The sequence below is a fragment of the Actinomadura logoneensis genome, from assembly GCF_003428695.1.
Taxonomy (GTDB): domain Bacteria; phylum Actinomycetota; class Actinomycetes; order Streptosporangiales; family Streptosporangiaceae; genus Spirillospora; species Spirillospora logoneensis.
The window spans coordinates 1-8,040 of record NZ_QURH01000946.1 but is presented as its reverse complement, the minus strand read 5'-3'; the positions used below and the strand labels follow the sequence as shown (position 1 = coordinate 8,040).

General features: G+C 75.2%; 7 protein-coding genes. 3 read left to right on the top strand and 4 right to left on the bottom strand.

Annotation, left to right across the window (positions count from 1 at the left end):
- The coding region (locus DZF91_RS41395) for a hypothetical protein (RefSeq protein ID WP_199487040.1) at window positions 1–258 on the bottom strand (258 nt) is incomplete at its 3' end.
- A gap of 151 nt (window positions 259–409) precedes the next feature.
- Here DZF91_RS41395 and DZF91_RS31970 point away from each other — a divergent pair.
- Window positions 410–1,267 carry a hypothetical protein gene (locus DZF91_RS31970; protein WP_117360790.1) on the top strand — a complete coding sequence of 286 codons (858 nt, stop codon included), beginning with the start codon at window positions 410–412 and terminating at the stop codon, window positions 1,265–1,267.
- A 100-nt stretch (window positions 1,268–1,367) separates the two neighbouring features.
- On the opposite strand, the gene DZF91_RS31965 is transcribed toward DZF91_RS31970, so the two are convergent.
- Window positions 1,368–3,365 (bottom strand): WD40/YVTN/BNR-like repeat-containing protein, encoded by a 1,998-nt coding sequence (locus DZF91_RS31965; RefSeq protein ID WP_117360788.1) that lies wholly within the window; start codon window positions 3,363–3,365, stop codon window positions 1,368–1,370.
- Window positions 3,366–3,575: 210 nt separating this feature from the next.
- On the opposite strand from DZF91_RS31965, the gene DZF91_RS31960 reads away from it, so the two are divergent.
- Window positions 3,576–4,448 carry an LLM class flavin-dependent oxidoreductase gene (locus DZF91_RS31960; RefSeq protein WP_199487039.1) on the top strand — a complete coding sequence of 291 codons (873 nt, stop codon included), beginning with the start codon at window positions 3,576–3,578 and terminating at the stop codon, window positions 4,446–4,448.
- A gap of 10 nt (window positions 4,449–4,458) precedes the next feature.
- Here the strand turns inward: DZF91_RS31960 and DZF91_RS31955 are convergent, their stop codons facing one another.
- Both DZF91_RS31955 and DZF91_RS31950 read right to left on the bottom strand, forming a co-directional pair.
- Entirely contained in the window at window positions 4,459–5,139 is a 681-nt protein-coding gene (locus DZF91_RS31955) for a response regulator transcription factor (protein ID WP_117360786.1), read from the bottom strand.
- A gap of 16 nt (window positions 5,140–5,155) precedes the next feature.
- A complete protein-coding gene (locus tag DZF91_RS31950) occupies window positions 5,156–6,289 on the bottom strand; it encodes a sensor histidine kinase (RefSeq protein WP_199487038.1) in 1,134 nt (377 codons plus the stop codon).
- A 138-nt stretch (window positions 6,290–6,427) separates the two neighbouring features.
- Here DZF91_RS31950 and DZF91_RS31945 point away from each other — a divergent pair, with 138 nt between their 5' ends.
- Entirely contained in the window at window positions 6,428–7,948 is a 1,521-nt protein-coding gene (locus tag DZF91_RS31945) for an alpha/beta hydrolase (protein ID WP_117360785.1), read from the top strand.
- Window positions 7,949–8,040: the final 92 nt, after the last annotated feature.

Sequence of the window (8,040 nt, the reverse complement as noted above, 5' to 3'; positions counted from 1 at the left end):
CGCGGGCGACGGCGCGGCGACCATGCCGGCGCCGGTCGCCGCCACGCCCGCCACGCCCGCCACGCCCGCCAGGCCGAGCCTCTGCAGGAAGCGGCGGCGCGCCAGGTCCCCGGGCGGGAGCTCGGCGTCGGGCACCGTCTCGTCCGCGTACGCCGCCCGGTCGTGCCCGTGGTGCGCGTGCCCGTGGTGCGCGTGCCCGTGGTGCGCGTGCTCGTGTCCGTGCTCATGCGCGTGGTGGTGCTGGTGGTCGTGGCCCACGTCGGTCTCCTCATTGACAAAGCTGTGTGCAAGCGACCGTAGAGATGTGAAACGACCTCCAGAGGTACGAAAGATGACTATTCACCGAAGATCATCCGTTGTGGGCGCGCGGTTCATCTTCGGTCCATCCGGGTCCGCGACGCTGCCCGTCATGATCAGAACGCGCATCGCGGCGACGCTCACGGCGGCCGTCGCCGTCCTCGCCGCCGCCCTCCCCGGCACGGCCGCGGCCGACACCCTCCGCCTCGGGCCCTGGAAGCTGACCGGGAGCGAGTCCCGGCCGTCGGCCACCAGCAACCAGGGTCTCGCCACCGTCCGCGGCCGGGGGCTGTACTTCACCGGCAACGGCACCGTCCCGGACGAGCTGCGGGCCGCCGGCTGGGGCCACGTGGGCGACCCGGACTCCGCCCGCGGTTACGTCTTCGACGCCTACCAGTGGACCGCCGCCGACCCCGCCGCGAAGATGTTCCTGGTCACCACGCCCGGCGGGGCGCGCTACCGGTACGTCCACCCGCTGGCGCCCGGCGAGCTGATGAACAACTCCTACGCCGCCGTCACGCCCGACGGCCGGTGGATGGTCAGCGGCGAGTGGGGCACGATGGACCGCCTCCTCGTCCTGCCGACCCCCGTCCTCAACCCCCGGACGCCGCGCACCGGCGGGACGCTTCCCCTCGCCGGGCGGATCAGGCTCGACCGGCCCGTCCGGGACGTCCAGGGCTGCGACTTCGTGACCGCGACCTCCCTTATCTGCGCGACCGACGACACCGGGACCGACCTGTTCCCGACGACCAAGCAGCTGCTGCGCATCACGCTCTCCGCGCCGCTGCGCGGCCGGGACGTGACGGGCCGGGTGGCCTCGCTCGGACAGCTCCCGCTGGTCAGCGACTGCCAGGGCGAGTTCGAGACGGAGGGCGTCGACTACGACCCGGCCACCGGCCGGCTGCGCGTCGCGGTGGTCCCGCCGAGCCCGTGCGACGTGAACACGACGATCCACACCTTCCGCCGCTGACCTCGCGCACGCCTCCACCGTGACCGGCACCTCCGCCACCGTGCGGGCGCCTCCGCGCGGCAGGCCCGCGCGGAGGCGCCGGTGGCGTCCGGTGAACGGGCTAGCCCAGGGGGAGGCGCTGGACGCCCGCGTAGTTGGTGCCGGCGAACAGCCAGCGGCCGTCGCCGCTGGTGGCGAGGGACGACGTCGGCGCGCTCGGCAGGCCCGCGCCGATGTCGCGCCACGTGCGGCCCGCGTCGTCGCTGCGCCAGACGCCCGCGCGGCCCTCACCGGACCAGGCGGCGTACAGCGTCCCGGGACGGCGCGGGTCGGCGATCACCCGCTCCAGGTTGCCGTCGGCGGCGGGCTGGACGGTGCGGAACGTCGCCCCGCCGTCCGTGCTCAGCCGCAGGTCGGAGCCGCCCGCCAGCACGCGCCGGGGATCGCGGGGATCGACGAGGACGTGGGACGTGCGGTCCTCGGCCACGGTCGTGAAGGTGCGTCCCCCGTCGTCGGAGCGCAGCAGGCCCGAGGAGGTGCCGGCCCAGACGCGCCGGGGGTCCCTCGGGTCCCCGGCCAGGGACGAGTAGGCCGCGTCGGGGAGGCCGGCCGTCCACCAGGTCGCGCCCTCGTCGTCGCTGCCGCGGATCCTCCAGCCGTCGACCGAGGCGTACACGACGAACAGCCGGCGGGGGTCGGCCGGGTGGACGAGCAGGGCCGCCGGGTTGCCGCCGTCGGCGACGACGCTGTTCCTCGTCCAGGTCGCGCCGCCGTCGTCGCTGCGGTAGACCCCGGTGGCCTGGCCGTTCTCCTCGGCCCGCCAGACCCTGCGCGGGTCCCTGGACGAGACGCCGATCTTGGGCGAGGAGTGCAGCGCGTCGGAGGTGACCCGCGTCCACCGCCGGGTGGCCGCGGTGACCTCGCCCGTCGGCACCGGCGTGTGGAACAGGTCCTGGACGCCGGCGGAGACCAGCACCTCCCGGCCGCGCCGGTCGCGGGCGGTCAGCAGGTTCGTGGCCGTCTCGCTCGGCACCCCGACGGGCCGGTAGTCGCGGCCGTTGGTGGTCGAGTACAGGCCGACGTAGGGATCGGACACCAGGGTCGTCCCGCGCGCGCCGCCGACGGGTGCGACCTCGCCCACGCCCTGGCCCGGGATCGGCACGTTCCACCGCGCGAAGGTCCGGCCCCGGTCGCGGCTCGCGTAGACCGCGTCGGAGGTCGTCACGAACACGTCGTCGCCGAAGATCTGCGGCCCGTAGAGGTTGGCGGCCTTGTCGGCGACGAGCAGCCGCCAGCTCCGTCCCCGGTCCGTCGTGCCGTAGAGGGCGTGCCCGGCCGTCACCACGAGGCCCCACCGCGACGCGGCGACCTCGGTGATCGTCTGCCTGCCCGGCTGCCCGAGCCGCTCGGGGACGGGGTGCGCGCCGCCGATGCCCCTGACCACCCAGAGGTCCTGACCGGGCGCGGTCGTCGCGGCGTACAGGTCGTCGCCGACCAGGCTCAGCATCCGCTTCGGCAGCGGCGCGGCCATGCCCTCGCGCTCCCACGGCCGGGGGATGTCCCGCCAGCTGTCCCCGCCGTCGGTGCTCACCCCGATCGTGTCGAGGCCCTCGGCGACGACGGTCCGGCCGGAGACGGCGAGCTGGAGGGGGCCGTCCTGGGTGTCGTGGCGCAGCGTGCTCCACGTCTCGCCCCGGTCGGTGCTGCGCATCAGCCAGCCCTCGTACGTCCCGAAGCCGACGGCTTTCGCGACCAGCAGGTACATGCGCCTGGGGTCGCTCGGATCGACGACGAACGAGCGCGTGGCGCCGTAGGTCTTCGGGACGGTGTCCCGGAGCCGCCAGTGCGCGCCCCGGTCCTCCGAGAGCCAGAGCAGCTGCGGCGAGGCGGTCATGACGGCGAGCTCGTCCGGCCTGCCGGGGGACAGCCCGACGGACCCGCCGACCGAGTCGGGCCCCACGGTCTCCCAGCCGGTCGGCGGCTTGGACGACACGGACTGGTCGGCCCACGCCACGCCCGTCCCGGACAGGGCGAGCGCCGCACCGGTCACGAGGGCCGCGGCCCGCAGCCCGGGCCTCGCCCCGCGGCGGCGGGTGGTCGCGATGACGTTCCGTCTCACGCGAATGGTCTCCTTCAGGGGAAGATCACCGAAACGCCCCGAGCCTGAACGGCTACCGCCCAGTAAGGAAGGGACGGGAACCGCCGAGATCGCCGCGAGCGGAAATTCGGACGCGCGCACCACACCGCCGCCGATCCTCGGTGTCCCGGCACCTTGACGCTGCGGGATGATGGTCCGGTCGGACGCGGACGGCGACGAGGAGGGGGACGCGTGGAGGCAGTGCGGCTCGGGACGGTGGTCTGGCCGATCCAGTCATGGCGGGAGACCGGGGAGCTGTTCCGGCGGGCCGAGGAGCTGGGGTTCGACACGGCCTGGGTCTACGACCACACGGCCTGGCGCGGCCACACGCCCTGGTACGACGCGTACACCACGCTGGCCGCGGCGGCGGCCGTGACCTCGCGGGTGCGGCTCGGGACGCTGGTGACCTCACCGAACTTCCGGCACCCCGTCCCCACCGCGCACGCGATCAAGACGATCGACGACATCAGCGGCGGTCGCTACACCGCCGGGATCGGCGCGGGCGGAACGTCCCGCGCGTCCGACGGCGGCCTGCTCGGCGGCCCGGACTGGACGCCCCGCGAACGCGCCGACCGGTTCGCCGAATGGGTGGACCTGCTCGACCGGGCGCTCCGCGGGCCGCGGACCACGCACGAGGGGCGGTACTACAGCGCCCAGGAGTTCGTGGCCGGGCCCGGTTGCGTGCAGCGTCCGCGCGTCCCGTTCTTCATCGCGGGCGGCGGGCCGCGGGGGATGCGCCTGGCCGCGCGGCACGGGGAAGGGTGGATCACCACCGCGAACGGCCCCCGGTCGGACGACCCGTACGAGCTGGTGCGCCGCCACCTGGGCATGCTCGCCGAAGCCTGCGAGCAGGAGGGGCGCGACCCCTCCACCCAGCGCCGCCTGCTGCTCACCGGCTTCACCGACGAGCCGTGGCTGGAGTCGCCGGAGTCCTTCACCGACCTGGCCGGACGCTACGCCGAACTGGGCGTCACCGACATCGTCCTGCACTGGCCCCGCCCCGACTCGGACTGGGACGCCGACATGAAGGTCTTCGAGGCCGTCGCCGCCGAGCACACCGCCTGACGGGCGCCGGTCAGCGGGCGGTTCCGGAAGGCGGGTCGGGTGTCCGGGACGTGCCGTCCAGGTACGCCAGGACGGCCCGGACCCGGCGGTGCCCCGAGTCGTCCGGCGCCAGGCCGAGCTTGGCGAAGATGTTGCCGACGTGCTTGTGGACGGCGTTCTCGGAGATGTGCATCCGCTCGGCGATGGTGGCGTTGTCGTGGCCCTGCGCCATGAGGGCGAGCGCCTCCCGCTCGCGGACGGTGAGGGCGTCCAGGGGATCGCCGGCGCGGCGGGTGAGCAGCTGGGCCACCACCTCCGGGTCCATCGCCGTCCCGCCGGCCGCCACGCGGCGGACGGCGTCGACGAACTCGGCCACCCGCCCGATGCGGTCCTTGAGGAGGTAGCCGATGCCGCCGCGCCCGTCGGACAGGAGCTCGCCCGCGTAGTCGCGCTCCACGTACTGGGACAGCACCAGGATCGGCAGCGCGCCGTGCTCGCGGCGGGCCCGCAGCGCGGCGTGGACGCCCTCGTCGCGGAACGACGGCGGCAGCCGCACGTCCACGATGGCGATGTCGGGGCGGTGCGCGGCGACGGCGTCCAGGAACGCCGGGGCGTCGCCGGCGACCGCCGCGACCTCGAAGCCCTTCGTCGCCAGCAGCAGCTCCAGGCCGCCGGCGAGCAGGACGTTGTCCTCCGCGATCACGACCCGCACGGGACCTCCTCAACGATCACTGGGCGCACGGTATCCGGACGGTGAGCGTGGTGGGGCCGCCCGGCGGGCTGTCGAGGCGGACGTCGCCGTCCAGCGCGGCCACGCGCCGGCGGATCCCGGTGATGCCGGTGCCGCCCGCCTCGTCGGCGCCGCCCCTCCCGTCGTCGGTGACCTCGACGCGCAGCACGTCGCCCGTCCGCGCGACCTGGAGGGCCGCGCGCGTCGCGGCGGCGTGCTTGGCCACGTTCGTGAGCGCCTCGGCGATGACGTAGTAGGCCACCGCCTCCACGGTCGCCGGGAGCGGTCCGAGGTCGGGCAGGTCCAGCCGGACGGGCACGCCCGCGCCGGACGCCAGCGACGTCAGCGCCCCGTCGAGCCCGCGGTCGGCCAGGATCGGCGGGTAGATGGTCTGCAGGACCGAGCGGAGCTCGGCCATCGCCTCCTCCGCCGTCTCGTGCGCCCGCTCGAGCAGCGTCGCCACCGAGGCCGGATCGTCCGCGAGCGACTCGCGGGCGATGCCCAGCTGCATGGCGATGGCCACCAGCCGCGCCTGCGTCCCGTCGTGCAGGTCGCGCTCGATCCGCTGGAGCTCCCGGCCGTGCGCGTCCACCACGCCGACCCGGCTCCTGGTCAGCACGTCCACCCGCTCGGTGAGCACCTCGCGGGCCGACGGCGCGAGCAGCGCCAGCGACATCCGCGCGTGCAGCCGGGCCAGCGCGGGCAGCGCCCACCACGCCGCCGCCCCGAGGACGGCGATCTGGAGCGTGCCGCCGGCCAGCGCGGTCGTCCAGTCGTCCACGTGGACGTCGAGCAGGGAGAACAGGGAGGGGCGGTCGTCGGCGGGGAAGGCCCACCACGAGGTCAGGGCCACCGCCGCGACGACGATGTTGCCCAGGCACAGCAGGGCGGCCATCCCGAGGGGGAACCCGGCCGCGACGTGCGCCGGCGCCCAGGCGAGGACCCGCCGCCCGGCGGGAGGCTCCTCGGCGGGGACGCCGAGCAGTCTTCCGGCGCGCCGCCGGTGCCATCCCGCCCAGGCGCGTGCCGCCGCGGGGAACAGCAGCAGGGGCGCGCCGAGCACGGTGGCCACGGAGGTGGCCAGCATGCTCAGCGCGTAGGCCGAGCCGGACAACGGCGCACGGACACGCATGCCCCACCTCCTCGTGACGTCGAATGGAGGCTCATTATCCGCCGGGTGTCGCCGACCGGCACTACAGCGGGCTGTACCAGCGGGCGGGCGGCCCGCTGTATCGTGCCGCCGGGGCGGACGGAACTAGCGTCCCGCAGCATGAAGACGACTTTCGCGAAGTCCCGCGCGTTCGTGGCTCCGTTCCTCGCCGCGGTCGCCGCCTCCGGCGCCGTGGTCGCGTTCTCGACGGGAGCCGACGGCAGCCCGCGCCCGCCGCTCGCCTGGAGGTTCTGCGCTCAGGGCCCGGACGACACCACCGGCAAGGCACTCGACAAGGCGGGCGCGCGGTGCGCGGAGCTGACCGTCCCGCTCGACCACTCCCGGCCCGGCGGCCGGACGATCAAGCTCGCGCTGTCCCGCATCGCCGCCACCGACCGGGCCCACCGGATCGGAGCCCTGGTCCTCAACAACGGCGGTCCCGGCCAGAGCACGTTGGAGATGCCCCTGGAGACGCGCGCCGCCATGAAGGGCCTCGCCGCCCGCTACGACATCATCGGCCTGGACCCGCGGTTCGTCGGACGCAGCACACCCCTCGACTGCGGCTGGCCCGTCGGCATGTGGCTCCGCTCGCCCGGCGCGACCCGCGCGGGGTTCGACCGCCAGGTCGCGGTGCAGCGCGACCTGGCCGAACGCTGCGCCAAGCGGTACGCCGACGTCCTCCCGTACGTCAACACCCGCGACACCGCCCGTGACATCGATCTCGTCCGCCGCGCCCTCGGCGAACGCCGGATCTCCTTCCTCGGCGTCTCCTACGGCGGCTATCTGGGCGCGGTCTACACGCAGATGTTCCCCGGCCGGACGGACCGCGTCGTCCTCGACAGCGCGGGCGATCCGGGCAAGTGGGGCGCGCGGGCGATGCGGGGCACCGAGGACGAGGCGGAACGCGCGCTGCGCGGCTGGGCGGCCTGGGCCGCGAAGCGCCACGGCACCTACGGCCTGGGCACGACCCCCGCCCGCGTCCTCGCCACCGCGGACTCCATCGTCAAGGCGGCCGGGCGGCGTCCGCTCCGCGTCGGCTCCTACCGGGTGGACGACCAGCTCGTCCCCTACATCCTCTATGTCGGCTCCGGGGACGACCGGCCCGAGGCCCGCGCCGGGTTCTCCGCCACCGTCCGGACCCTGAACCAGGCCGCCCACGGACGTCCGGCCGCCCCGGGCCCCGAACTCGCCGGGATGCTCGCCTTCACCCTGACCAGCGCCGGCTCGCCGCTCGCCAGTCCGGCCGCCGCCATCACGTGCGGCGACCGCGCCGTGTCCGGCGACCCGGCCGCCTACTGGAACGACATCCAGCGCAGCCGCGCGCGCCACCCCCTCTTCGGCCCGCTCAAGAACAACCTCTGGCCCTGCGCCTTCTGGCCGGTCAAGCCGCGCGAGCCGATCACGCGCGTCGCCAACGGCACCCCGGCGCTCATCGTGTCCGCCACCGGCGACACCGCCACCACCTACAAGGGCGCGCGGGCCATGCACCGGGCGCTGACCGGCTCCCGCCTGATCACCCTGCGCGGCGTCACCGGCCACGGGATCTACGGTGAGTACGGCAACGCCTGCGTCGAGGCCGAGGTCAACGCCTACCTGGCCACCGGCGACCTACCCGCCGCCGATCAGACCTGCCGTCCGTGACCCGGGCGCGGCCAGGAGGCGCCACCGCCCCGCCCGGCACGGCTGCCCGGCTCGGCCTCCGGCACGGCTGCCCGGCCCGGGCTCCGGCGCGT

Excerpts from the sequence above, each read along its gene's own strand:
- DZF91_RS31950 (WP_199487038.1), bottom strand. The coding sequence starts at position 6,289 with ATGCGTGTCCGTGCGCCGTTGTCCGGCTCGGCCTACGCGCTGAGCATG.
- DZF91_RS31970 (WP_117360790.1), top strand. The coding sequence starts at position 410 with ATGATCAGAACGCGCATCGCGGCGACGCTCACGGCGGCCGTCGCCGTC.
- DZF91_RS31945 (WP_117360785.1), top strand. The coding sequence starts at position 6,428 with ATGAAGACGACTTTCGCGAAGTCCCGCGCGTTCGTGGCTCCGTTCCTC.